18 protein-coding genes are annotated in these 22,143 nt (G+C 71.4%); 6 read left to right on the top strand and 12 right to left on the bottom strand.

Annotated elements, in window-relative coordinates; translation table 11 throughout:
- Positions 1-21: 21 nt before the first annotated feature.
- The 6 genes from ACOKM3_RS38950 to ACOKM3_RS38925 all read right to left on the bottom strand — a co-directional run bounded on the left by ACOKM3_RS38950 (position 22) and on the right by ACOKM3_RS38925 (position 7,195).
- On the bottom strand, positions 22-1,053 hold the full coding sequence (locus ACOKM3_RS38950; RefSeq protein ID WP_426906006.1) for an ABC transporter ATP-binding protein: 1,032 nt from the start codon (positions 1,051-1,053) through the stop codon (positions 22-24).
- The gene (locus ACOKM3_RS38945) at positions 1,040-2,095 is read right to left on the bottom strand and encodes an ABC transporter ATP-binding protein (RefSeq protein ID WP_426906005.1); all 1,056 of its coding nucleotides are present in this window, start codon (positions 2,093-2,095) and stop codon (positions 1,040-1,042) included. Before ACOKM3_RS38945 ends, ACOKM3_RS38950 begins: the two co-directional genes overlap by 14 nt.
- A complete protein-coding gene (locus ACOKM3_RS38940; protein WP_426906004.1) occupies positions 2,092-3,090 on the bottom strand; it encodes an ABC transporter permease in 999 nt (332 codons plus the stop codon). Before ACOKM3_RS38940 ends, ACOKM3_RS38945 begins: the two co-directional genes overlap by 4 nt.
- Positions 3,087-4,160, bottom strand: coding sequence for an ABC transporter permease (locus tag ACOKM3_RS38935; protein ID WP_426906003.1), 1,074 nt, complete (start codon positions 4,158-4,160; stop codon positions 3,087-3,089). Before ACOKM3_RS38935 ends, ACOKM3_RS38940 begins: the two co-directional genes overlap by 4 nt.
- A 5-nt stretch (positions 4,161-4,165) precedes the next feature.
- Positions 4,166-5,854 (bottom strand): ABC transporter substrate-binding protein, encoded by a 1,689-nt coding sequence (locus tag ACOKM3_RS38930; protein ID WP_426906002.1) that lies wholly within the window; start codon positions 5,852-5,854, stop codon positions 4,166-4,168.
- A 117-nt stretch (positions 5,855-5,971) separates the two neighbouring features.
- Entirely contained in the window at positions 5,972-7,195 is a 1,224-nt protein-coding gene (locus ACOKM3_RS38925) for a LacI family DNA-binding transcriptional regulator (protein WP_426906001.1), read from the bottom strand.
- Positions 7,196-7,757: 562 nt separating this feature from the next.
- Between ACOKM3_RS38925 and ACOKM3_RS38920 the strand changes: the two genes are divergently transcribed.
- Positions 7,758-9,659 (top strand): ATP-binding protein, encoded by a 1,902-nt coding sequence (locus ACOKM3_RS38920; protein WP_426906000.1) that lies wholly within the window; start codon positions 7,758-7,760, stop codon positions 9,657-9,659.
- A gap of 69 nt (positions 9,660-9,728) precedes the next feature.
- Entirely contained in the window at positions 9,729-10,130 is a 402-nt protein-coding gene (locus ACOKM3_RS38915) for a hypothetical protein (RefSeq protein ID WP_426905999.1), read from the top strand.
- Here the strand turns inward: ACOKM3_RS38915 and ACOKM3_RS38910 are convergent.
- The 3 genes from ACOKM3_RS38910 to gdhA all read right to left on the bottom strand — a co-directional run bounded on the left by ACOKM3_RS38910 (position 10,050) and on the right by gdhA (position 14,516).
- On the bottom strand, positions 10,050-12,443 hold the full coding sequence (locus ACOKM3_RS38910) for an MFS transporter (protein ID WP_426905998.1): 2,394 nt from the start codon (positions 12,441-12,443) through the stop codon (positions 10,050-10,052). The two genes, ACOKM3_RS38915 and ACOKM3_RS38910, sit on opposite strands and share 81 nt — an antisense overlap.
- Positions 12,444-12,554: 111 nt before the next feature.
- A complete protein-coding gene (locus ACOKM3_RS38905; protein ID WP_426905997.1) occupies positions 12,555-13,001 on the bottom strand; it encodes a spore germination protein GerW family protein in 447 nt (148 codons plus the stop codon).
- A gap of 159 nt (positions 13,002-13,160) precedes the next feature.
- Complete coding sequence (gene gdhA / locus ACOKM3_RS38900) at positions 13,161-14,516, bottom strand: NADP-specific glutamate dehydrogenase (protein WP_426905996.1); 1,356 nt, start codon at positions 14,514-14,516, stop codon at positions 13,161-13,163.
- A gap of 307 nt (positions 14,517-14,823) precedes the next feature.
- On the opposite strand from gdhA, the gene ACOKM3_RS38895 reads away from it, so the two are divergent.
- Positions 14,824-15,267, top strand: a complete 444-nt coding sequence (locus tag ACOKM3_RS38895) for a hypothetical protein (protein ID WP_426905995.1) — start codon at positions 14,824-14,826, stop codon at positions 15,265-15,267.
- Positions 15,268-15,494: 227 nt separating this feature from the next.
- Here ACOKM3_RS38895 and ACOKM3_RS38890 read toward each other — a convergent pair whose 3' ends face one another.
- Positions 15,495-16,073, bottom strand: a complete 579-nt coding sequence (locus ACOKM3_RS38890; RefSeq protein WP_426905994.1) for a TetR/AcrR family transcriptional regulator — start codon at positions 16,071-16,073, stop codon at positions 15,495-15,497.
- 93 nt (positions 16,074-16,166) lie between these two features.
- On the opposite strand from ACOKM3_RS38890, the gene ACOKM3_RS38885 reads away from it, so the two are divergent.
- Positions 16,167-16,613 (top strand): anthrone oxygenase family protein, encoded by a 447-nt coding sequence (locus ACOKM3_RS38885; protein WP_426905993.1) that lies wholly within the window; start codon positions 16,167-16,169, stop codon positions 16,611-16,613.
- A gap of 36 nt (positions 16,614-16,649) precedes the next feature.
- On the opposite strand, the gene ACOKM3_RS38880 is transcribed toward ACOKM3_RS38885, so the two are convergent.
- The gene (locus tag ACOKM3_RS38880) at positions 16,650-17,546 is read right to left on the bottom strand and encodes an MBL fold metallo-hydrolase (protein WP_426907005.1); all 897 of its coding nucleotides are present in this window, start codon (positions 17,544-17,546) and stop codon (positions 16,650-16,652) included.
- Between the two features lie 93 nt (positions 17,547-17,639).
- Positions 17,640-18,401 (bottom strand): sulfite exporter TauE/SafE family protein, encoded by a 762-nt coding sequence (locus tag ACOKM3_RS38875; protein ID WP_426905992.1) that lies wholly within the window; start codon positions 18,399-18,401, stop codon positions 17,640-17,642.
- A 107-nt stretch (positions 18,402-18,508) separates the two neighbouring features.
- Between ACOKM3_RS38875 and ACOKM3_RS38870 the strand changes: the two genes are divergently transcribed.
- Both ACOKM3_RS38870 and rph read left to right on the top strand, forming a co-directional pair.
- Positions 18,509-19,402, top strand: a complete 894-nt coding sequence (locus ACOKM3_RS38870; protein ID WP_426905991.1) for a LysR family transcriptional regulator — start codon at positions 18,509-18,511, stop codon at positions 19,400-19,402.
- A 49-nt stretch (positions 19,403-19,451) separates the two neighbouring features.
- A complete protein-coding gene (gene rph / locus ACOKM3_RS38865) occupies positions 19,452-22,094 on the top strand; it encodes a rifamycin-inactivating phosphotransferase (RefSeq protein WP_426905990.1) in 2,643 nt (880 codons plus the stop codon).
- The last annotated feature ends 49 nt before the right edge of the window (positions 22,095-22,143 follow it).

The raw sequence follows: 22,143 nt of genomic DNA, 5'->3' as shown, positions 1-22,143 counted from the left end.
TTCGGGTGGTACGGGTCGGGCTCAGGCGTACTGCTCGTCCTGCGCCCAGCAGTGCACCCAGTGGCTCTCGTCGACCTGGGTCCTGGCCGGGAAGGCCGTGGCACAGACGGGCTTGGCCAGCGGGCAGCGGGTGCGGAAGCGGCAGCCGGAGGGCGGGTCGACGAGGCTCGGGGGTTCGCCGAGGGTCTCCTCGGCGTCGACAGAGTCATCGTCCCGCCCGTCGAGGAAGCCGCCGCGGTCGGGGTCGGGGGCCGAGTCCAACAGGAGCTTGGTGTAAGGGTGTTGGGGGTTGGCCACGAGTTCGTCGCCGGGGCCGGACTCGACGAGCTGACCCGCGTACAGGACCTTGATCTCGTCGGCGAAGTAGCGGGCGCTGGCGATGTCGTGGGTGATGTAGAGGATCGCCAGGCCCTCGTCGTCGCGGAGCTTGCCGAGCAGGTTGAGGATGTCCAGGCGGATGGAGACGTCCAGCATGGAGATCGGTTCGTCGCCGAGCAGGACCTTGGGGCGGGCGGCGAGCGCGCGGGCGATGGCGATGCGCTGGCGCTGGCCCCCGGAGAGCTCGTAGGGGAACTTGTCGATGAACTGGTCGGCGGGTGTGAGGTTGACGCGTTCGAGGAGCTGGAGGATCTGCTGCTCCATGTCCTCGGCGCCGGACGCCAGGCCGTGCAGTTTGAGGGGGCGGCTGAGGATGTAGCGGATCTTGTGGACCGGGCTGAGCGAGGAGAACGGGTCCTGGAAGATCATCTGGACCTGGCGGTAGTACGCGCGCTTCGCCTTCGCCGTGCGGGCCTTCTTGACGACGTCGCCGTCGAGCCGGATCTCGCCCTCGGTGGGCGGGTACGCGAGCGCGAGCATTCGGGCGAGCGTCGACTTTCCGCTGCCGGACTCTCCGACGAGCGCGGTGATGCGGCCCTTGTGCAGAGCGAGCGAGGTCGGCTCGACGGCCTTGACCTCCTTGCCGTGGCCGCCGGGCCCGTGCATCGGGAAGCGCTTGACGACCTCGCGGGCCTCCAACACCGGTGCCGGGAGGGTGGATTCAGGTGCGGGCATGGCGGTCCTCGGCTTCGGGGGTCGTCGTGGCGGGGTGCCGGTGGAGGTGGCAGGCGACGTCGCCGGCGTCACCGAGTTGCAGCAGCAGCGGCTCCTCGCGGTCGCAGGCGTCCATCCGGTGTGCGCAGCGCGGGTGGAAGGAGCATCCCGGCGGCGGGGTGCGAAGGCCGGGCGGCGAGCCGGGGATGCCGGTGATCTCGCGGCGTTCGCCGTGCAGCGGAGGGAAGGCGCCGCGCAGTGCGGTGGTGTACGGGTGCTGCGGGTCCTCGTAGAGGCGGCGCGGTGGCCCGGTCTCCACGATCTTGCCCGCGTACATCACGGCGATCCGGTCGGCGATCTCGATGAGCAGCGACAGGTCGTGGGTGATGAAGACGACCGAGAAGCCCAACTCGCGTTTCAGTCGGGCCACTTGGCGCAGGATCTGGCGCTGCATGACGACGTCGACGGCGGTCGTCGGCTCGTCCATGACGACGAGGTCGGGTTCGCAGGCGAGCGCGAGGGCGATCGTGGCGCGCTGGCGCATGCCGCCGGAGAGTTCGTGCGCGTAGCTGCGGAGCCGGTCGGCGGGGATGCCGACCATGCCGAGCAGCTCCCCCGCCCGCTCCCAGGCCTCCTTCTTCGACAGGCCGCGGTGCTTGCGGAGTACGTCGGCGAACTGGGTGCCGAGCCGGAGCACGGGGTTGAGGGCGTTCATCGCGCTCTGGAAGACGATGGCGACCTTCTCCCAGCGCAGCGCGGCCAGTTGACGCTCGGTCAGGCGCAGGATGTCGGTGTTGTCGGCGCCGTCGTGGCCGTGCAGGATCACCGAGCCCGCGGTGGTCACGGCCGGCGGCCGCTCCAGGCGGGTCATGGCGGTGACCAGGGTGGACTTTCCGCAGCCGCTCTCGCCGACGATGCCGAGGGTCTCACCGCGGCGCAGGGTGAGGTCGACGCCGCGGACGGCGTGCACGGGGTTGTCCTGGTCGAAGTAGTCGACGTGCAGATCGCGGACGGTGAGCAGCGGGGCGCCGGGGGTGCCAGGGGTTGCATGGATGGCGCTCATGAGGTGGCCTCCTTCACGGGCGTGGCCTGGGCGGGCACGGTGGTGTCGGCCGCGCCGACGCGGGCGGCGCGGGCCCGCATCCGTACCTGCTTGGAGGGCTTGCGCAGCCGGGGGTTGGACACCTCGTCGATGCCGAAGTTGATGAGCCCCGCGGCGACGCCGACCAGCGCGATGCACGCGCCTGGCGGGACGAACCACCACCAGGCGCCGCGGGTGAGCGCGGAGCCGTTCTGCGCCCAGTACAGCATCGAGCCCCAGCTGGTGATGTTGATGTTGCCGAGGCCCATGAAGGAGAGCCCGGCGTCCGCGAACATCGAGCCGACGACCGCGCCGAGGAAGCTCACGGAGATCAGCGGCGCGAGGGACGGGATGAGCTCGCGGGTGATGACACCCCAGCGGCTCTCCCCTGTCATCTCGGCGGCGGCCACGAAGTCCCGGTGCCGCAGCGACAGCGTCTGCGCCCGCTTCTGCCGCGCGGCCCAAGGCCACGCGGTGAGGCCGATGACGAGGGCCACGGTGAGCCAGCCGCCGCGCCCCTGCACATAGCTCGCCACGATGATGAGCAGCGGCATGCCGGGGATGACGAGGAAGATGTTGGTGGCGACGGTCAGGAACGAGTCCGCCCGCCCGCCGAGGTAGCCGCCCGCGACCCCGACCAGGACCGAGAGCACCGTGGTGACGACGCCTGCCACGAGCCCGACGAGCAGCGAGACACGGCTGCCGACGACGAGCTGCGCGAAGACGTCCTCGCCGTTGGCCGTGGTGCCCAGCAGGTGTGCCCCGGAGGGCGGCTGCATGGAGCCGCTGGTGTCAACGTCGGTGGGCGAGAGTCCCATCAGGTTCTCGACGACGAACGGGCCGAGCACCGCGACCAGGGCGAAGAACACGATGATGGTGATCCCGACGCGGACCTTGATGTTCCCGGGCAGCTTCGGCAGCCGCCGCCCGGCGCGTACGGGCCTGCCGGGCCGCGCACCGCGTACCGACTTCGTCATGAGCGGGTCTCCCTCGCGCGCGGGTCGATCAGTCCGTACACCGAGTCCGCGATGAAGTTCGCGGCGAGCACGGTGAGCGAGACGATCAGGAACAGGGCCTGCATCAGCGGGTAGTCGACGCTGGAGACGGCCTGGTAGAGCAGATAGCCGACGCCGGGATACGAGAAGACGATCTCGACGAGGATCTGGCCGCTGACGGCGGAGCCGATGGTGAGGGCGAAGCCGGCGACGCTTGGAAGGACCGCGTTTCGGGCCGCGTACTGGAACATCACGCGGGCCTTGGACAAGCCCTTGGCGCGGGCCAGGAGCACGTAGTCCTCGGAGACGGTGGTCACCATCATGTTGCGCATGCCGACGAGCCAGCCGCCGAACGAGGCGACGACCATCGTGACGGCGGGCAGGATGCCGTGCGTCACGACGCTGGCCAGGAACGGGCCGTTGAAGGCGACCGCCATGTCACCGTCGTACGCGCCGCTGATCGGCAGCCAGTTGAGCTGCACGCCGAACGCCATGACCAGCAGCAGCGCGACCCAGAAGAAGGGCAGCGCGCCGAGGAACATCGAGGCGGGCGTGATGAAGGAGTCGAAGCGCGAACCGACGCGGGAGCCCGCGAGGACGCCCATCGAGGTGCCGATGACGAACGCGAGCACGGCGGTCAGGCCGACGAGTCCGATCGTCCAGGGCAGCCCGGAGCGGATCACTTCCCACACGGGCGTCGGGTAGTAGGCGACGGACGCGCCGAAGTCGAAGTGGGCGATCTGGCCGAGGTAGGTGACGTACTGGTCCCACAGCGGTGCGCCGGGCGCGCCGAACAGCCGGTAGATGCTGGTCACTTGCTCGGCGGACAGGTTCTGCTTCTGCTGCATCTGGGAGATGAGCGCGGAGGCGGGGTCGCCCGGCATCAGGCGCGGGATGAGGAAGTTGAGGGTGACGGCGACGGCGGCGGCGCCGAGGTAGAAGCCGAGGCGCCGCAGGAAGTAGCGGGCGGCGCCGAACCGGCCGGCCGCGGTGCGCCGGGCGGGTGGCGGGGCCTCCGCGGCTGCGGGGGTGAGGACGGGAGCGGTGGCCATGTCCATCAGCCCTTCGCCGGGCGCAGGTTGAGCAGGATGCTCATGGCGTCGACGCCACCGCCCCAGGGGGCGGGCTGGGCGTAGGGGTTCTTCGCGCTCGGCCAGCCGGTCCAGTTCTTGCTGTTGTACTCGGACGAGACGCCGATCGTGATCAGCGGTGCGGCGGGCACGTCATCGACCATGATCTTCTCGAACTGGGCCGAGTACTTCTTGATGGTCGCGTCGTCGTTGGCGCTCGCCATGTCCTTGAGCAGCGCGTCGGCCTTCTTGCTCTTGTAGTGGCCGTAGTTGGTCCAGATTCCCGCGTTCTCGCTGTAGAGCATGTCCTTGAAGAAGTTGTACGGCGTGGAGTAGTAGATCCCGCCGCCGATCGTGACGTCGAAGTCACCGGTCTTGCGCTTCGCGTCGATCTGCGCGGCCGCGATCGGCTTCACCTCGACGTCGATGCCCGCCTTCTTCAGCTGCGAGGCGACGACCTTGTCGAACTGGACGGCGTCGCCCCACTCCTGCACCTCCATGATGGAGAAGCTGAGCTGCTTGCCGCCGCCGTCGACCAGCTTGCCGTTCTTCTTCGTGTAGCCGGCCTTCTTGAACTCGGCGAGTGCCTTGGTGAGTTCGGCCTTGGGCTGCTCGGCGTCCTTGTACTCGTCGGCGATCCACTTGCCCTGGGTCTTCGAGTCGAGGCCCGTGAGGTTGAGGGTGTTGAACATCCCCGGGTTGGTCACGTTCAACAGCTGGCTGCGGTCGACGGCCAGCGAGAGGCCCTTGCGGACGTGGACGTCGTCGAACGGCTTCTTGGTGTGGTTGAAGAACAGGAACTGGCCGCCGTAGGTGGGGTACCAGGCGTGGTGGTTCTTCGGGTCCTTGTCGATGTACTGCTTCTTGACGTCGGGCACGACGCCGCCGCTCCAGTCCAGTTCCCCGCTGAGCAGCTTGGGCACCTCGGAGGCCTGCGTGACGATGGGCGCCTTCACGGTCTTGACCGGGACGTTCTTCTGCTTCCAGTAGTCGTCGCGGGCCGCGAAGGTGAGCTGCTGCGGTGTGTACTGCTTGAGCTTGTACGGGCCCGAGCCGACCGGGTTCGGGTTGGTGTCCTTCGCGCCGTCCTTCTTCTTCCAGATCTTCTCGGGCACCGGGGTGGTCCTGCCGATGCTGTCGATCTTGGAGTAGGCGGGCTTGTCGAAGGTGATCTCTACGGTGTGCTCGTCCGGCGCGGAGGCCTTGGAGAAGTCGAAGGCCCAGGTCGGGGGCAGCTTGTTCTTCTTCACGTAGTTCAGGGTGAAGACGACGTCCTTGGCGGTGAGCTTGGAGCCGTCGCTCCAGTTGGCCCGCTCGTCGAGGTGGATGGTGATCTTCTTGCCGCCGTCGGCCCACTCGTACTTCTTCGCCAGCCAGGGCGTGAACTTGCCGCCCTGAAGGATGTTGAAGTCGAAGAGCGCCTCGTACTGGAACCCGAACGTGCCCTGCGTGGGCTTGAGGGCGAACGGGTTGAAGTTGCGGTTGATGGTGGTGCCCGCGAAGCCGAGGTTCGTGGTGAGCGCGCCGCCACCGGCGGAGCCGCCCGCCGGGGTCGGCGCGGCCGAACATCCGGCCAGGGCGAGCGAGAACACCGCGGCGCCGACGGCGGCGGCACGGACGCCGGTACGCGCGGTGGCGGGTCGGGACTTCGGGGTCACGCGGAGCTTCGGGTTCATCGGAGGCTCTCCGGAGGGGTGTTGGGGGCGGGGGACATCGCGCGGGGGGGTGGGGTGGAGCGGCACACGTTCGACATCGTTGTCAGAGCAGGGCGGTGGGCCGCCGTGGTGCGTGGATCAGCCGGGGGTGGGGCCTCGGTCGGTGGGGGCGCCTCCGGCGGGGGCGCGACCGGCGGGGGCGCCCTCTGTGGGGGCACGTCCAGTGGGGGTGCGGCCGGTGGGTGCGCGGCCGGTCGGGGCATGTTCTGAAGGTGCGCGGCCGGTGGGGGCGCGACCGCGGTCCGCCGGGGCCGGGCCGCTGCTGCCGCGCGGGACGAGGCGCGGGGTCTCGTCCTCGACGGTGCGCGCGGGCCCGCCGTCGATCAGCGCGAGCAGCTCCTCGGCGGCGTGTCGCCCGAAGGCCGGGGTGTCACGCACCAGGGCGGACAGCGGCGGGTGGGTGGAGCCCGTGAGCACGGACTCGTCCCAGGCGACGAGCGTCAGCGCACGCGGCACCTCGATGCCGAGCGAGGCGGCGACGCCGAGCCCGGCGACGGCCAGCACATCGGTGTCGTAAACAAGGGCCGTGGGCCGCCGCGGCGCAGGTGTGTCGAGCACCTGCCGGGTGGCGTCGACGCCCTGCTGCCGGGAGTAGTCGGTGGGGATGCTGCGTACGTCGGCGGGGTCGAGGCCGAGCCGCTCCGCCTCGTCCCGCAGGGAGCGGATCCGCCGCTGGGTGTGGGCGAGGTGGGGCAGCCCCGCGATGTGCACGATGCGGCGGTGCCCGAGGCCGTGCAGGTGCTGGACGATGCCGGCCATCGCCAGGGTGTCCGAGGCCCACACGCTGGAGATGCCCGGGTGGGCCGAGCCGTCCTCGCTCCGCGGCACGGGGCCGACGAAGACGGCGGGCAGGCCGAGTTCGTCGAGCAGCGCCGGGCGCGGGTCGCCGTCCCTCGGGTCGACGACCAGCACACCGTCGACCCGGCGCTCGGCCCACCAGCGGCGGTAGGCGGCACACTCGGCGTCCAGGTCGGGGACCACCTGGAAGAGCAGTCCGATGCTCCGTACGGCCAGCGCCTCCTGGATCCCGGACACCAGTTGCAGGAAGAAGAACTCCGCCCCCAGGGCATGGGCGGGCCGGGCCAGGACGAGGCCCACCGTGGCGGTGCTGTCCCCGGTCAACGCCCGTGCCGCCGCGCTCGGTTGCCACCCGAGCCGGTCCGCGACCTCGCGCACCCGCCGACGGGTGGCCGGCGAGACACCGGGCCGCCCGTTGAGCGCCAGGGACACGGCGGACTCGGACACGCGCGCCTCTTCGGCGATGTCTTTCAGGGTCGAGCGTCTGGAGGGAGTACGGCGCATGGAATTCTCCTGCCACGCCTACCGGCAGGCCGCCCCGAACGGGACGGCCCGAAACCCAACTGCCCTGAACTCAAGCGGTTGAGTGCGAGAACGCTAAAGCGCTTGAGCCGCTGGGGCAACAGGTCCCGCACCAATTGCCGCCATGAGCCCCGTATTTGCTGTGCCGATCGACGCAACAAGCCGCCATGAACCCTGATTTGACATGAATGTGCAGTCAATACGGTGTCAAGGCCGGACGAGCGCCCCGAAGACAGGCGTGACGGTGACGCACGAACGCGACCGCCCGGCCTTCGAATCCTCCACACGGGCGCCCCAGCAGGGCGCACTCATGTGGAGCTTCCGTGCACAGGCGTGCGTGAAATGTGCCTCTGGTGGGAGTTTTCCATGGAATTCGTCATCGGGTGCATCCGAATTGTCTGCCCTGCGGGTACGCCTGCGCCCACGCGCACTACCGGGGCGCGCCACCCGCGTTGAAGCTGCCGGGAGTCGCCGACAGTAACGATTCTGCTGATCTTCGCTCACCACCCTTCGTTCCATTCATCGAAGCCCCAAAGGACACAAGGTGCGCAAGCAAGCCGGTGAGGTCGGCACACTCCTCAGGCTCGTCGCGGACAGCAGGGCCGACGACTCCCTCATCGGGCGAGAGGCGGAACTGACCCGACTGCGGAGCCTGTTGGCGGGCCATCGACTGGTCACCGTCACCGGCCCGGTCGGGGTCGGCAAGAGTCTGCTGAGCGACGTCGCCGCGCAACGGCCCCGGCCCTCCCGGCGGCAGGTCGTGCGGGTGTCCTGGCCCGAGGCGTCCGGCCGGCCGGGGGACTTCCGCAACGCCGTGCGGCAGGCGCTGCTCAGCACCCCGCTCTCGCCGGACGGCCCGCCCACCGGCCGGCGGTCGGCCCCTCGGGTCCTGTTGTTCCTGGACGACATCGACCCGGTCCATGACGAGTGCGTCGGCGTGGTCCAGCGGCAGCTGCTCCACCACCCGACGCTCCAGGTGCTGATCACCGCCCGCCGCCCCCTCGGACTCGGCGACGAAGCGGTGCTGCGGCTCGGCCCGCTCCCCACCGAGCCCGAGGACGACGGCTCCCCCGCGCCCGCCGCGCGCCTGTTCCTGGCCACGGCCGGCGGTGCGCTGCGGCACCGCGACCCCGCCACCCTCGAACGCGTCCACGCCGTCTGCCGCACCCTCGACGGGCTGCCCCTGGCGATCGAACTCGCCGCCGCCCAGCTGAGGTCGTACTCCCTGCACGACCTGGCCGAGCTCGTGGAGCACGGGCAGTCCTGGCTGCACAGCCCCCGCCCGCGGCTGCGGCGGCACCGGTCCGTCGAGGCGGCCATCGGGGCCGTGCACACGTTGTGCTCCCCCTGGATGCGGATGGTGTGGAGCCGGGCCAGCATTCTGGCCGGGTCGTTCGGCGAGGCGGCGGCCGTGCTGCTGTGCACCGGCGGCGAGATCGCCCCGCACCAAGTGCCGGGTCTGCTGACCCAGTTGGCCTCGCTCGGCCTGCTCCAGCACGAGAACGACCCGCACGGCCCCGGCGAGCCGCGCTATCGCATGCCCCCGGCCGTAAGGGAGTTCGGCGAGCGCCGGCTCACCGAGGCCGGTGAGCTGGACATCGCCGTCGAACGCCGGGCCGGACACTGCCGCAGGATCGTGCACCTCGCGGAACACCTGTGGGAGCACGGCCATCAGACGCAGGCCGTACGCCTGGTGGCCGACGAGCAGCACAACCTCAACGCCATCCTGCGGTACGCGCTGACCGATCCCCGGCCCGAGGTCACCGTCGCCGCCCTGGAGACCGCCACCCGCCTGTGGTTCTGGTGGGTCACGGGCCACGCCGCGGCCGGGCTGCGCTACCTCCTCCAGCTCCTGGCCCGCTGCCCCGAGGACCACCCCTCGGCGGCCCCCGCGGCCTGGCTCGCCGCGTGGCTCGCCGCCCGCACCGACCCGGACACCGCCCTCACCCTGCTCGACCGGATCTGGCCCGGTGCCGTCCTCGACGGCGACGACATCCTGCTGGCCCGCATCGCCCATGTGCACGGCCTCATCGCCCTCACCCTCGGCGACCCCCTCCAGGCCGGGGACCTCTTCGAGCAGGCCTGCGTCCTCACCCCCGACCGTGCCACCGGCGGGCCTGGCCGCGCCGTCTACCTCGCGGCCCTCGCCTTCGCCCGGCGCGACACCGAACCCCGCGCCGCACACCGCGCGGCTCTGGCCGCCCTCGCCCAGCCCGGACTGCGTGACGACGTGTGGTCGAGCATGCGCGCCCGCTACGCCCTGGCCCTCGTCGACCACCACAACGGCCGCGCCGCCAGAGCCTGGACGCGCGCCAACCGTGCGGTGGCCGACGCCGACTCCGCCACCTGCGCACCCCAGGCCCACGCCGCGCTGCGTTCCCTCCTCACGGTCCTGCGCACGGGTCAGGCCGCCCCGGCCCCGGTCATCCCGGGGTTGTCCGGGTGACGCGACGACATCATCGCGACCGGCGAACGGCCTTGATCTGAAGTGCGGTTGAGGTACGAGACTCGAGCCATGAACACACCAGACAGCGGTCTTCTCCTGTTCCGCAACACCATGCGCGTCACCGAGGGTCACCTGGAGGAATTCCGGGGCGCGATCGACCGCGCGGTGGGCTTCGTCGAGCAGCACGGCCCCCAGCTCATGGTGGAGGTCTTCGTCGACGAGGAGCGGCTGCTCGCGCACAGCTTCCAGCTCTACCGGGACTCGGACGCCGTCCGCGAGCACTGGAAGCTGTCCGACCCGTACATCCAGGACGTCATGGCGCACTGCACCGTCGAGCACTTCGAGGTGTTCGGTGCCCCGGACGAGGACCTGGTGACAGGCATCCGGGAGTCACTCGGCGACCAGCTGGCTCCCGCGTTCTCCCCGCGTTTCACCGGCTTCGTGCGGTTCGGCGGCCTGGCGCGCGACTGAGTGCCCCCGGGCGCCCCCGGCGGATGTCCCGGCCGGGCACAGCGCGATGATCGCGATGTCGTCGGCCAGGTGGTGGGTCCAGTCGCGTACGCCCGCGTCGAGATGGCCGACGAGGTGCTCGGGGGTGCCGTACGGCGCCCGGGTCAAGCCCTCGGTGAGGGGGTAGAACTCGCCGGTCGGGTTCCGGGCCTCGCTCAGGCCGTCCGTGTGGGCCACGAGCGTCGCGCCGGCACCCAGGCGCACCGCGTGCGGGGTGGGCGGGGCGCCGGAGCCGAGCGTGCCGAAGCCCAGCGGCAGCAGGGTCGGGACGTCGATCTCCGTGACACCCGCGGGGGTGACCTCCAGCGGCGTGAGGTGGCCGCAGTTGACGACATGCAGGTCACAGGCCTCCTGCCCCGGGCCGTCGTGCTGGAGCAGCAGCGCCGTCGCGAACAGCTCCTCGTCACCGCGCGTGGCGGCGGCGCGCAGCACCTGCCGGTCGAGGCGCGCCGCGAGCTCCCCCAGCTCCTCCGTCTCGAACGCCTGGCTGCGGAAACACCCCAGCAGATCGGTGACGGTCTGCACCGCCTGGAGCCCCTTTCCACGTACGTCGCCGATGAGGATGCGGGTGCCGAACGGGGTGTGCAGGGCCTCGATGAAGTCGCCGCCTATGCCGGTGTCCGCGGTGGCGGGCCGGTACAGGCTCGCGAGGTGCAGTCGGCCCAGGTCCTCGGGTATGGGGTGGAGCACGGCGTGCTGCAGGGTGCTCGCCGTCTGGCTGATCCGGGTCAGCCGGTCGCGCTGCTCCCGCCGTGACCAGACGACGGCGCCGGCGGCGGCCCCGAAGGCGAGCGCGACGATCAGGGTGCCGGCGTCACCGATGCCCGTACGCGTCAGCAGGTACTGCAGTCCCGCGGCGCAGGCCACCGCCACGGAGACCGCGACACGGCCGAGCAGCAGCGCGGCCACGGCGAGCACGATCGTGCCGACGCGCAGCAGCTGGCGCGCCTCGGAGGGCAGCGGGGCGCTGTCGATGGCGGACGTGTAGGGCAGGGACTGCGCGGCGGCGGTGCCCAGGAGGATGGAGCCGGGCAGCAGGGCCGCGCTGGTGCCGAGGTGGGTGCGCGGGAGGGCGGCGAGGTAGCGCGCCATCTGCGGAGCGGCCGCCAGCATGACGCCGAAGCCGATCAACGCCACGACCGCGAAGTCGCCCGCCACCGGGTAGGCGTGCACGCCCAGTCCGGCGTGCAGCAGGACCAGGCCGAGCGCGGCCAGCGGCAGACCGAGCGAGGAACCCGTCACGGGTGCGATCGCGCGGCGCCGCACCAGCAGACAGCTCGCCGCGCCGCCGACGCCGAAAGCCGACAGGACGAACGCCGCGGACCCTGGGCCGCCGCCCCGCTCGGCCGCGAGCGACGGGAGGGCCATGGCGAGCACGACCTGGGTGAAGCCGAGCGCGAGGCCCGCGATCAGCGCGCCCGCCCGCAGCGCACCCGGCATCAGCGCCGGGCGCCCGCGGGACACCACCGACAGGCCGGGGCAGCGCAGCCGCGCGAGGACGAGGGCGACCGTGGCGGCGAGCAGCAGCAGGCCTACGCGCGGGTCCGCCCACCCCCACACCGGGGCGAGCTGAAGCGCGGCGGGGGCGAGGACGCCGAAGGCGATCAGGCAGGCGGCGCGCAGCCGGTCCGGCATCGGATGCCGCGTCGCCGCGGCGGGTTCGGGTACGTAGCGGTGCACCAGTAAGAGCGCCACGACCGCCGCTACGGTCATCGCGGCCATGGCCACGCGCCACCCGGTGGCGGACGCGGCCCGCGGCGCCAGGTTCACGGCGAGCACGAAGCCCACGGACATCGCGGCCAGCCAGCCGCCCATCACCTTGCGCATCCGGCCGGGCAGGAACACGGTCGGCAGAAAGGCGAGGCAGCTGACGAAGACCGCGGCCAGGGCCACGGCGACGACGATCCGCCCGAGCACGTACGACCAGCCGTCGAAGGCGACGGCGAGCAGCGCGCAGCCGGCGGCGAGCCCCGCCAGGGACACGATCAGTACGGAGCGCCGGCCCCGCAGGTCACCGGCCCGTCCCGCGACGAACAGGGTGAGCAGTGCCAGGGACGAGCCGACGACGCGGGCGACCACCTCGTGGCCGGTGCCGAGGCCGAGCTCCGCGTGGACCAGGGGGACGGCGGCGGAGTGCACCGCGGGCGCCACCACGTACAGGGCCGCCACGGCGGCGAGCAGCAGCCCGACCACGCGTGTCGGGCTCCGTGTGCCGTCCGCCGCATGTCCGGCAGCGGGTGTCGCGCCGCCGCCGGGCGCACCGGTGCCGACCATGTACTGACCTCCCTGGGTTTCCCCCTTCCGCGTGGTCCTCCAGGGACAATCGTCGGGGATCACATATGACCTTTATAAGGACCAAAAGTCCCTAAAGGAACTTTACAGACATCAGTGAGGTAACCGGACGGGTCGGCGTCCGGACCGGGCCTTCGCCGCCGCACGCAGCACCCTGCTCCCGGCGACGCCGACCAGCAGTGTGGCGAGCGGCAGGGCCACGTCCACCCACGGGTCGCGGATCGGCTTGTAGGTGGCGGTCCCGTCCTTGATCTCGATGAAGCCGAGCGGCTTGGCCCCCGCGCCGCCCCCGCCTCCGCCGCCCTCCCCGTCCTTGTCCCCCGCCTTCTCGCGCCCGGCGCCACCACCGAAGCCGAAGCCGACCTGGGCGACCGGGACGACGGTGATGCCCTCCCGGAAGACCGGCTCACCGAAGACCGCGGCGACGGAGGCCCGGCCGCCGAGCTTGTCGGCCAGCCGTTCCAGCAGTGCGGCGGATGCGTGGGCGGCGCCGAGCTCGGCCGACGAGCCGGCCACGGTCTGTCGGTCCTGACTGGTCATGCGGTGCCTCCCTGGCGTGTGTTTCCGGGGCGGAGCACTTCACGCTAGGCCGGAGGCATCCGGTCCGGCCACCGCCGTACCGGACCAACTGGCCGCACAGCAAAGGAGGGTGGGACGGCGTGCGCCGTCCCACCCTCTACAACTCACCGCCGCTCGGGCTCAGATGACACCCTGCGCCAGCATCGCGTCGGCGACGCGTTCGAAGCCCGCGATGTTCGCGCCCGTCACGTAGTCGCCGGGGGCGCCGTAGCGCTCGGCGGTCTCGTGGCACGTGGCGTGGATGTCCTTCATGATGTGCGCCAGCTCGTCCTCGACCCGCTGCGCGGACCACGACGTACGGGCGTGGTTCTGCGCCATCTCCAGCGCGCTGACGGCGACGCCGCCCGCGTTGGCCGCCTTGCCGGGGCCGAAGGCGACGCCCGCCTTCTGGAGCAGGTGCACGGCCTCGGGCGTCGTCGGCATGTTCGCGCCCTCGGAGACCGCCTTCACACCGTTGCGGATGAGGGCCGCGGCGTCGTTCTCGTCCAGCTCGTTCTGCGTGGCCGACGGCAGCGCCACGTCACCGGCGACGTCCCAGACGCGCCCGCCGGGCACGAACCGGGCGGAGGAGCCGCGGCGTTCGGCGTACGCGTCGACGCGACCGCGCTCAACTTCCTTGATCTGCTTGAGCAGTTCCAGGTCGATGCCCTTCTCGTCCACGACGTAGCCGGAGGAGTCGGAGCAGGTGATCGGGTTGGCGCCGAGAGCGTGCAGCTTCTCGATGCTGTAGATCGCGACGTTGCCGGAGCCGGACACGACGGCCGTCTGCCCCTCCAGGTCCTCGCCGCGCTCGCGCAGCATCGCCTCGGCGAACAGGACGTTGCCGTAGCCGGTCGCCTCCGGGCGGATCAGGGAACCGCCCCAGCCCTGGCCCTTGCCGGTGAGGACCGACTCCCAGCGGTTGGTGATGCGCCGGTACTGGCCGAAGAGGTAGCCGATCTCGCGGCCGCCCACGCCGATGTCTCCGGCCGGGACGTCGGTGTGCTCGCCGATGTGGCGGTACAGCTCCGTCATGAACGACTGGCAGAACCGCATGACTTCGGCGTCGCTGCGCCCGTGCGGGTCGAAGTCGCTGCCGCCCTTGCCGCCGCCGATCCCGAGACCGGTCAGCGCGTTCTTGAAGATCTGCTCGAAGCCCAGGAACTTGATGACACCGAGGTTGACCGACGAGTGGAAGCGCAGGCCGCCCTTGTACGGGCCGAGCGCGCTGTTGAACTCGACGCGGAACCCGCGGTTGACGTGGACCCGGCCGCGGTCGTCCTGCCACGGCACCCGGAACATGACCTGCCGCTCGGGCTCGCACAGCCGCTCCACGAGCGCGGCCTCGGCGTACTCGGGACGGGCCTTGAGCACCGGGGCGAGGGTCTCGAGGACCTCGTGCACGGCCTGGTGGAACTCGGGCTGCGCGGGGTTTCGCTTTTCGATCTCGGCAAGGAGGTCGCCGAGGATGTCCTGCGTGTTGGATCGCGTCGTCACTGAAAGCCTTTCGGGCTCGGCAGTCGCCATCTCCCTGCGGGTGCGGCTCGCTCGGGTCCGGTCGTTCGATGAGCGCGCGGCGCCATTGCCGTGCGTGGGACAGGGGTAAGTGTTACGCGCACGTAAACGCCTTGACCAGTGCCATCCGAATTCCGGACGCCGAGGGCCGGTGCACGCGACCAAACCACCTGCGCAATTGGCGCGGAACGCATGATTCCGACCATCCGGACCGGGACTTCCGACCGCGCGGAGCGTTGGGAGAGAATACGACCCTGGCGTCCGAACCCGGCCGGAAGGAACCGTGCGCGTGATCAAGTGGGTGTCCATCGAGAGCACCGGACCGCGTCCCGTTCCCCGGCCCGTGGCCACGCCACTGGTGTGGGCGGTGACCGGCGGCACCGCCCTGCTGCTCGTGGCGCTCATCAACACGCTCCTCGGACCGGGCCGCCCCTGGCTCGCGCTCACCGCACTCGCCGTGCTCGCCGCGGGTCTCGGCTTCTGCGCCAGATTCACCGCGGCACCCGGCACCGCCGTGCTGTGCTGGCTGTTCCTCAACGGCTTCGCGATACCGCCCGCGGGCACCCTCAACTGGATCGGCCACCGCGACACCCTCTGGCTGACCTGCCTCCTGACCGCCACCCTCGTCGGCACCCTGTGGGCCCGCCTCACCCACGCCCGCGCCGCCTACCGCACGATCACCCCGACCCCGCCCCCTCGGACCCCACTGGGCGACGATCCGTTGACCCGCTGAAAGGGAGCAGCCGGCCCCGCTGGTTCGAGGAAGCGGGGCCGGCCGGAGGGGAAGAGGCCGGCTGCGGGGTGTGCACTCCCCCGTGCGCTCATCACGCGACAGGTTCCGCAGCCGGTCTCAGTGGACGTAACGAGCCGCGATCCGCCATGTTCTGCCAGTCGGCACCGGGTTGACGAACTGCACCGGACTCCCAGGCCGCCTTCACACGGTGGGCACGTTGTTCGACCTCACATCACCGGCAGCCGCTCCACCAGCAACTCCAGCCGCTGCTCCGCGTACTCCGGCGGCAGCCGGCCCGCCCTCGACAGGGTCGCGAGGCCGTGCAGGCAGGCCCAGAACACCTCGGTGAAAAGCCCCGGGGGGACCCCCTCGCCCGCGACCTCACCGAGGGTCTCCATCAGCGCGGCGAAGCCCTCCTTCAGCGGCTCCGGGGTGTCCTCGCGCGCGAACGCCAGGCCCCCGTCGAGCCGGAACACGGCGTCGTAGACCGCGGGGTTCCTCTCGGCGAAGTCGAGATAGGCGCGGGCGAGGGCGGTGACCCGGGCGCGCGGCTCCTCCACCGCGGCGGTCGCGGCGCGCAACGCCTCGGCCAGCTCGGTGGCGCCGTCGAGGGCCACGGCGCCGATGATCTCGCGCTTGCCCCGGAAGTGGCTGTAGAGGACGGGCTGGCTGTACTCGATGCGCTCGGCCAACTTGCGGGTGGTGACCGCGTCCCAGCCCTGCTGCTCGGCGAGTTCGCGGGCCGTCGCCACGATGAGGCGCTCGCGGCTCGCGCGCTCGCGCTCCTTGCGTTCCTGTACCGACATGAGCCGATCCTAGCATCGCTAGACAACCGAGCGGCAGTAGCGCTAGCGTTGCCCCATCATCTAGCGCCGCTAGGTATCTCGGGAGGGGTCACCATGCTCGACGCACTTGAGGTCTTCACCACCGTGGTTCTCGGCGTGATGGTGGGGGTGGAGTTCTCCGTCGCCTTCGTCATGAACCGGATCTTCAGCGGTCTCCCCGACGACGCCAACCAGCAGGCCCGCTCCCACGGGGGCCGGATGCTCGGCGCCTTGATGCCGTTCTGGTACTTCGGATCGCTCGTCCTCATCGCGATCTGGGCCGCCGCCACGTGGGGCGACGGCGACACGGGCCTGCTCGTCACCGCCGGGGCACTGCTCGTCGTCAGCATCGTCATGTCGATCCTGCTGCTCGTCCCGATCAACAACCGCGGCAAGACGTGGACCGCCGAGACCCGGCCCGCGGACTGGAAGGAGCAGATGAGCCGCTGGGACCGCTACCACTACGTCCGCGTCGCCGTCATCGTCGCCGCGTTCGCCGTGCTGGTCACGGCGTTGGTCTGAGTCCGTGGGGCACCGAGAACCTTCCGTTCCGCGTCGCTACGCGGCGCGGAAGCGACCGGCCGCCACTTCCTCGACCCGTCCCTGCCCCAGCAGCCGGTCCAAGTGCCGCCGCGCCGTGCGCAGTTCTACGGGCCGGATGTGCGCCCCCTCGACATGCGGCCGGTACACCAGCCGGTGGTCGGCGATCTCGTCCGGTGTGTGCGGTTCGCTCAGGAAGGCGAGCAGTTCGGCGTCCCGCTTCTCCACCACGCCGGCGTAGGCGTCGAGCCGGCGGCGGAACTCGGCCGCTCCCTCGATCACACCCTTCTGGTGGGCGGTGCCGTACCAGCGGGCGTCGATCTCCGCGCACCGCCGCATCGACGCCTCGAAGTCGACGAGACTGCTCCCCACGTCGCCGTAGTACGGGCCGAAAGAGGTGAGGTCGATGTCCGCGACGAACAGGAAGCCGTCCGGTTCGACCAGGAATCCGCTGTGGCCCGGGGTGTGCCCGGGCAGGTGGACGACGGTCACCGTCCGCCCTCCCAGGTCGAACACGGTGCCGTCCTTGAACGCCTGCGCATCCGGGCGGCCCTGCACGTGGAACTCGTCCCGCATCGCCGCGTCGACGGCGTCGACCGTGTCCGGGGGCAGTCCGAGCGCGGAGACGAGGGCCGCACGCGAACGCAGCGCGTCGAGGTCACCGCAGTGCACATGCACCGGCACGTCGTAGCGTCCGAGGCCCGCGATGTGGTCCTCATGGGCGTGACTCACGAGGACCAGGTCCGCGGGCGGCGCGTCATCGACGAGCGACAGCGAGGGGTCGACGACCAGCGAGGCACTCGTACCGCGTACGAGCAGTGAATTGGCGCCCGGGTAGGCGCCGTTGCGGGCACCGACGAGCACGGTGACCGCGCCGTACGCCGCGGGGGTGTATCCGGTGGGGCGGGGTTCCATGGTCACCGTTTCTATCGAACCGCGGCCGGGACCGCCATAAGGCATCTCCCCGCCACTCCCCGGCCCGCTCGGTCTACCCCGCAAGATATGTGGTCAGCCACGCAGGAAATACAGCACGGTCGTGGTCACGGCCGTCGCCAGCAGGACACCCCGCAGCAGCCGGGCGGAGAGGCGGCGCGCCAGGTGGGCCCCTGCGAAACCGCCCGCGACCGCGCCGACCAGCATGGCCCCCAGGAGCAGCGGAGCGGACAGCGCGTCCGAGGCCAGCAGGAAGAGCACGGTGGCGCTGAGGTACATGGCCGCGAGCTGGGTCACCCGCATCGGATTGCCGGCCGCGGCGTCGAGACCGAAGCCGATGCCCCACAGCGCCAGCATCAGGATGCCTACGGCTCCGCCGAAGTAACCGCCGTACACACCGAGGACGAACTGTCCGATCAGGGCGGCGCGCCCGCTCATGCCGACCGGGCGCCCCAGCACCCGGGTCAGCGCAGTCGAAAGGTGCCGCCCGAAGGCCAGGACCAGGGTCGCGAACGCGAGCAGCCACGGCACCGCGGCGGCGAAGGAGGCGGCCGGAAGCACCAGCAGGAGCCCCGCGCCGACGGCGCCGCCCGCCACACTGGTCGCCGTCAGCGACTTGGTGGACGTGGGCCCTACGGGGGCGAGTTCGTGTCGGTAGACCCACGCGCTGGTGACCGCGCCGGGCACGAGGGCGACGCGCGACACCGCGTTCGCGGCCACCGGTGGCAGGCCGACGGCGACGAGCGCGGGCAGCGCCACGAAGGTTCCGCCGCCTCCGACGGCGTTCAGGGCTCCGGCGGCGACACCGGCCAACAGGACGAGAAGAGGCTCTATCACCCGCAGAGCATCGCCCGCCGACGATCGACGCCACAATGCGGAATCGACGTTCCCTGCCTAAGGCTGTGCCTAAGGCTGTTCTCTGGGGTGTGCCCTACGCTGGTCCGGTGCGCTACGACCTGGACGACCTGCGGCTCTTCCTCCACATCGTCACGGAGGGCTCGATCACGGCGGGCGCCCGGCGCATGCACCTGAGCCTGCCCTCGGCGAGCGCCCGGGTGCGCTCGCTGGAACACCACGCCGGGGTGGCGCTGCTGATCCGCGGCCGCCGGGGCGTACGGCCCACTCCCGCCGGAGCGACGCTGTCCCGCCACGCACGCGACGTACTCGACAGGACCGCCCGCCTCGACAGCGCCGTCGCCAGCTACACCCGGTCCCCGAACGCCCAACTCACCCTGCTGGGCGGCGGATCCGCGATGCACCGGCTCGTACCGGCCGCCCTGGTCCCGTTCCTGCGCGCCCACCCGGACACCGACGTCACCGTGTCCGAGAGCCGCACACCACGGACCGTACGCAGGCTCGCCGACGGCGACGCGGACCTCGGGGTCGTCATCGACGACGAGGCCGGCGCCGGCGGACTGCGCACGGAACCGCTCGGTGACGACTCCCTCGTCGTGATCGGCCAGGCGGGAGGGGTCCTCGGCGGGCGGACCTCACTGACGTACAGCGAGGTCGCCGAGCATCCGCTCGTCGGCCTAGACGCGGGCTCCTCGCTGCGCCGCTGGATCGAGAAGCGGCTCGGGCCGAACGCCCCGGTGGTGCGCCACCGCACCACCGTCGCCGACCTGAACGTCCTCGTCGCCCTCGCCGCCGCGGGCGCCGGGCTCGCCGTCGTGCCGCGGCGCGCGATCGACCCCCAACACCCGCTCGACGTATGCGAGTTGCAGGATCCATGGGCCCGTCGGCGCCACCTGCTGGCCTGGGGCGCGAAGGACGGCGCCGCGTCCCCGGCGGCCGAGGCGCTGGCCGAGCACCTGCGCCGAGCGGCGCTGGAGTCATAATCCGTAGTCAGCCATCGTCATCAGGCACGGCCGCCCGGGAGGCAGCGCAGTGAGCGAGCAGTATGTGGTGGGGCTTCAGGAGGTCGACGAGACGGACCTCGCGCTCGTCGGCGGCAAGGGCGCACACCTGGGCGGGCTCGCGCGGATCGAGGGTGTCCGGGTCCCTGCCGGATTCTGCGTGACGACGAGTGCCTTCCGGCGGGTGATGGCACACGCGCCCTCGCTCGACGGGCGGCTCGAGCAGTTGTCGCGCACGGATCCGGACGACCGGGAGGCGATCCGTACGCTCAGCGCGGAGCTCCGCCGGATCGTCGAGGGGATCGGGATTCCGGAGGACCTCGCGGCCGGGATCGGCCGCGCGCTCGCGGACCTGGGCGAGGGAGCCGCCTGCGCCGTCCGCTCCAGCGCGACGGCCGAGGACCTGCCGACGGCCTCCTTCGCAGGACAGCAGGACACGTACCTGAACATCGTCGGGCCTGAGGCGGTCCTGGAGCACATCGGCCGGTGCTGGGCCTCGCTGTTCTCCGAGCGGGCCGTGACCTACCGTCAGCGGGCCGGCATCGATCACCGCACGGTCGACATGGCCGTGGTCGTCCAGCGGATGGTCCGCCCGGAATCGTCCGGCGTCCTGTTCACGGCCGACCCGGTCACGGGCGACCGCAAGGTGGCCACCGTGGACGCCGGCTTCGGCCTCGGCGAGGCCCTGGTCTCCGGCCTGGTGAACCCCGACGTCTTCCGGGTGCGGGACGGCGAGGTCGTCGAGCGGACCATCGCCGCCAAGCAGCGTGCCGTGTACGCGCTCCCGGGCGGCGGCACGGAGGAGGTGACGGTCGACGCGCGGCGGCAGAAGCAGCCGGCGCTGACCGATGCGCAAGTCGTACGGCTCGTCGCGCTCGGGCGCCGCATCGAGGCGCACTTCGGAGGGCCGCAGGACATCGAATGGTGCCTGGTGCGTGACGACACCGGCACCGACGCCGAGTTCCGGATCGTGCAGAGCCGGCCGATCACCACGCTGTTCCCGGTCCCCGAGCGCGACGACCAGGAGAATCACGTCTATCTCTCCGTCGGCCATCAGCAGATGATGACCGACGCGATGCGGCCGCTGGGCATCTCCGTATGGCAGCACACGGCGATGGCTCCGATGCACGCGGCCGGCGGCCGGCTGTTCGTCGACGCCACCCGGCGCCTGGCCGCGCCCACGAGCCGCGCGAGCCTCCTCGACCTCGTGGGCAGAGGCGACCCGCTGATCAGGGACGCCCTCGAAACCGTCCTCGATCGCGGCAACTTCGTGCCGACGCTCCCCGACCCGGCCCCTGCCACGCCTCCGACCGGTGGCGCCCCGCCCGCCCCCATCGAGACCGACCCGGCCGTCGTCACCGGACTGATCGAGCGCAGCCGGGAGTCCATCGCCGCCCTGGAGCGCGACATCCGGTCGAAGAGCGGCCCTGCCCTGTTCGACTTCCTGCTCGACGCCTTCGAGGAGCACAAGCGGGCCCTCGGTGACCGGCGGAGCATGCAGGCCATCATGGCGGGCATGGAGGCCACGTGGTGGCTCAACGACAAGCTGTACGAGTGGCTGGGCGAGAAGAACGCCGCCGACACGCTCACGCTGTCCGCCCCCGGCAACATCACATCGGAGATGGGCCTCGCCCTGCTCGACGTCGCGGATGTCATCCGCCCGCTTCCGGAGGTGCTGGCCTTCCTCCAGGACGCCGGGCGGCTCTCGGACGACACCTTCCTCGACGAGCTGACGAAGCGCGCCGGTGGACCCGAGGCGCGCGACGCCATCGAGGCCTACCTGGACCGGTACGGCATGCGCTGCGTCGGCGAGATCGACATCACGCGGCCGCGCTGGCGCGAACGCCCCACCACGCTCGTGCCGGTCATCCTCGACAACGTACGGAACTTCGAACCGGGCGCCGCGGCGCGGAGGTTCGAGGAGGGTCTGGAGAAGGCGCGGCAGAAGGAAGCGGACGTGCTGTCACGCCTGCGCGCCCTGCCCGCGGACGGGGATGGGGACGGTGACGCGAAGGCCGACGAGGCCCGGCGGATGATCGAGCGCGTCCGCACCTTCATCGGATACCGCGAGTACCCCAAGTACGGCATCATCCGCCGCTACTTCGTCTACAAGCGGGCGCTGTTGGAGGAGGCGGGACGCCTGGTGCGGGCCGGTGTGCTCGATGACATCGAGGACATCTACTACCTGACGTTCCAGGAACTCCACGACGTCGTGCGCACGAACCGGGCGGACCGCCGGCTCGTCCAGCGGCGCAGGGACAACTTCCGTACGCACCAGTCGCTCACCCCGCCGCGCGTGCTCACCTCGGACGGCGAGGCCGTGCGCGGAACGTACCGGCGCGAGGACGTGCCGGACGGCGCGCTGATCGGTCTGCCGGTGTCCGCCGGGACGGTGGAGGGGCGGGCGCGCGTCGTCCTCGACATGGCGGAGGCCGATCTGGAGGCGGGTGACATCCTGGTCACGGCGTACACGGACCCGAGTTGGTCGCCGCTGTTCGTCGCCGTCGCGGGACTTGTCACGGAGGTGGGCGGGCTGATGACGCACGGCGCGGTGATCGCCCGGGAGTACGGTCTGCCGGCGGTCGTGGGCGTGGACGGGGCCACCCGGCTCATCCCGGACGGCCGGCGGATCCGTGTGCACGGGGCGGACGGGTACGTCGAGATCCTGGAGTGACGCGGGAGCGACCGGAACCCGCGGACCATCGACCGAGACCGACACGGCC

The sequence above is a fragment of the Streptomyces nidicola genome, from assembly GCF_050106155.1.
Taxonomy (GTDB): domain Bacteria; phylum Actinomycetota; class Actinomycetes; order Streptomycetales; family Streptomycetaceae; genus Streptomyces.
This window is presented reverse-complemented; position numbering and strand designations above follow the sequence as displayed.

Bases quoted from the DNA above. Each gene is read 5' to 3' on its own strand.
- ACOKM3_RS38910 (WP_426905998.1), bottom strand. From the start codon at position 12,443: ATGGTCGGCACCGGTGCGCCCGGCGGCGGCGCGACACCCGCTGCCGGA.
- ACOKM3_RS38905 (WP_426905997.1), bottom strand. From the start codon at position 13,001: ATGACCAGTCAGGACCGACAGACCGTGGCCGGCTCGTCGGCCGAGCTC.
- ACOKM3_RS38930 (WP_426906002.1), bottom strand. From the start codon at position 5,854: ATGAACCCGAAGCTCCGCGTGACCCCGAAGTCCCGACCCGCCACCGCG.
- ACOKM3_RS38880 (WP_426907005.1), bottom strand. From the start codon at position 17,546: ATGGAACCCCGCCCCACCGGATACACCCCCGCGGCGTACGGCGCGGTC.
- ACOKM3_RS38935 (WP_426906003.1), bottom strand. From the start codon at position 4,160: ATGGCCACCGCTCCCGTCCTCACCCCCGCAGCCGCGGAGGCCCCGCCA.
- ACOKM3_RS38925 (WP_426906001.1), bottom strand. From the start codon at position 7,195: ATGCGCCGTACTCCCTCCAGACGCTCGACCCTGAAAGACATCGCCGAA.
- ACOKM3_RS38890 (WP_426905994.1), bottom strand. From the start codon at position 16,073: ATGTCGGTACAGGAACGCAAGGAGCGCGAGCGCGCGAGCCGCGAGCGC.
- ACOKM3_RS38950 (WP_426906006.1), bottom strand. From the start codon at position 1,053: ATGCCCGCACCTGAATCCACCCTCCCGGCACCGGTGTTGGAGGCCCGC.
- ACOKM3_RS38945 (WP_426906005.1), bottom strand. From the start codon at position 2,095: ATGAGCGCCATCCATGCAACCCCTGGCACCCCCGGCGCCCCGCTGCTC.
- ACOKM3_RS38940 (WP_426906004.1), bottom strand. From the start codon at position 3,090: ATGACGAAGTCGGTACGCGGTGCGCGGCCCGGCAGGCCCGTACGCGCC.
- ACOKM3_RS38915 (WP_426905999.1), top strand. From the start codon at position 9,729: ATGAACACACCAGACAGCGGTCTTCTCCTGTTCCGCAACACCATGCGC.
- ACOKM3_RS38885 (WP_426905993.1), top strand. From the start codon at position 16,167: ATGCTCGACGCACTTGAGGTCTTCACCACCGTGGTTCTCGGCGTGATG.